This is a genomic window from Streptomyces sp. KLMMK (assembly GCF_036961605.1).
Taxonomy (GTDB): Bacteria; Actinomycetota; Actinomycetes; order Streptomycetales; family Streptomycetaceae; genus Streptomyces; species Streptomyces telluris.
In genome coordinates, this window is the sequence record NZ_JBAMDC010000706.1 from 1 (window position 1) to 1,630 (window position 1,630).

Here is a 1,630-nt window from a genome sequence, read left to right on the forward strand (position 1 = left end):
ACTAGGGGTTGCCCTACTGCCGGGCCGCCTAGCCTGGCGGACATGGGGATTCCGGCGAGGCGGCGGTCCGGTGCGGCCCCTTCGGTAATTGTCCGAGCCCGGGCCCGGGACCGAACGATCAGACGTTGACCGAACCGGGAAAGGCCTTGCTGACGGATTGAATTTACTCGCCAGTATCCATGAATGACGGCTCCGCTGATCGTTTTGAAAGGCACGACATGACCGAGACCGATATCCGCTCCACCGGGTCACCGGACCTCTCCTTCCCCCAGGACCGGACCTGCCCGTACCAGCCGCCGAAGTCCTACGCGGACGGGCGGGGGCAGGGCCCGCTGTCGCGGGTGGAGCTGTTCGACGGCCGCCCGGCGTGGATGGTGACGGGACATGCCGAAGGGCGCGCGCTGCTCGCCGACCCCCGGCTGTCCTCCGACTGGGGCCACCCGGTCTTCCCCGTCGTCGTGCAGCGCACCGAGGACCGCGGCGGCCTCGCGTTCCCGCTGATCGGCGTCGACGACCCCGAGCACGCCCGGCAGCGGCGCATGCTGATACCCAGCTTCGGCGTCAAGCGCATGGCCGCCATGCGCCCCCTGATCCAGGGCCTCGTCGACCGGCTGCTGGACGACATGCTGGAGAAGGGCCCGACCGCGGACCTGGTGTCGGCCTTCGCCCTGCCCGTGCCCTCGATGGCGATCTGTGAGCTGCTCGGCGTCCCGTACGGCGACCACGACTTCTTCGAGGAGCGCTCGCGCGACTTCGTGGGCGCCGCGACGTCGGCAGAGGCCGACGCGGCCTTCGCCGCGCTGTACGGCTACCTGCACGGCCTGGTCGAGAAGAAGCAGGCCGATCCCGGCGACGGCCTGCTGGACGAGCTGATCGCGCGGCAGCTCGAAGAAGGCGCACTGGACCACAACGAGGTGGTCATGATCGCGCTGGTCCTGCTGGTGGCCGGCCACGAGACCACCGTCAACGCGATCGCCCTCGGCGCCCTCACGCTCCTCGAACACCCCGAGCAGCTCGACGCGCTGCGCAACGACCCCGGCCTGCTCTCCGGAACGGTCGAGGAGCTGCTGCGGTTCACCTCCGTCTCGGACTACATGGTCCGGATGGCCAAGGAGGACATCGAGGTCGGCGACGAGACCATCAAGGCCGGGGACGCCGTGGTGGTCTCCATCTCGCTGATGAACCGCGACGCCAAGGCGTACGAGGACCCCGACGCCTTCGACGTCCGGCGCAACGCGCGGCACCACGTCGGTTTCGGCCACGGCATCCACCAGTGCCTCGGGCAGAACCTCGCGCGGGCCGAGCTCGAAATCGCCCTGGGCACGCTCTTCACCCGCATCCCGGGCCTGCGGCTGGCCGTACCCGTCGACGAGGTGCCCATCAAGGCGGGCCACGACGCCCAGGGCCCCGTCGAGCTCCCCGTGACCTGGTGAGGGCCGGGGCCATGCGCATCACCATCGACCGCGACCGCTGCATCGGTTCGGGCCAGTGCGTCATGACCGCGCCCGGCGTCTTCACCCAGGACGACGACGCGGTGGTCGCCCTGCTCCCGGGCCAGGAGGACGGGGCGGGCGACCCGCGGGTGCGCGACGTCCCGATGGCCTGTCCGGTCCAGGCGGTCACGATCTCC

At 70.4% G+C, this 1,630-nt stretch carries 2 protein-coding genes; both read left to right on the forward strand.

The window, feature by feature from the left end; genetic code table 11:
* The first annotated feature begins 218 nt into the window (after positions 1 to 218).
* Positions 219 to 1,433 (forward strand): cytochrome P450, encoded by a 1,215-nt coding sequence (locus tag V7793_RS37310; protein ID WP_336014147.1) that lies wholly within the window; start codon positions 219 to 221, stop codon positions 1,431 to 1,433.
* Between the two features lie 11 nt (positions 1,434 to 1,444).
* On the forward strand, positions 1,445 to 1,630 hold a 186-nt coding region (locus V7793_RS37315), incomplete at its 3' end, for a ferredoxin (protein ID WP_336014149.1).

Excerpts from the sequence above, each read along its gene's own strand:
- V7793_RS37310 (WP_336014147.1), top strand. The coding sequence starts at position 219 with ATGACCGAGACCGATATCCGCTCCACCGGGTCACCGGACCTCTCCTTC.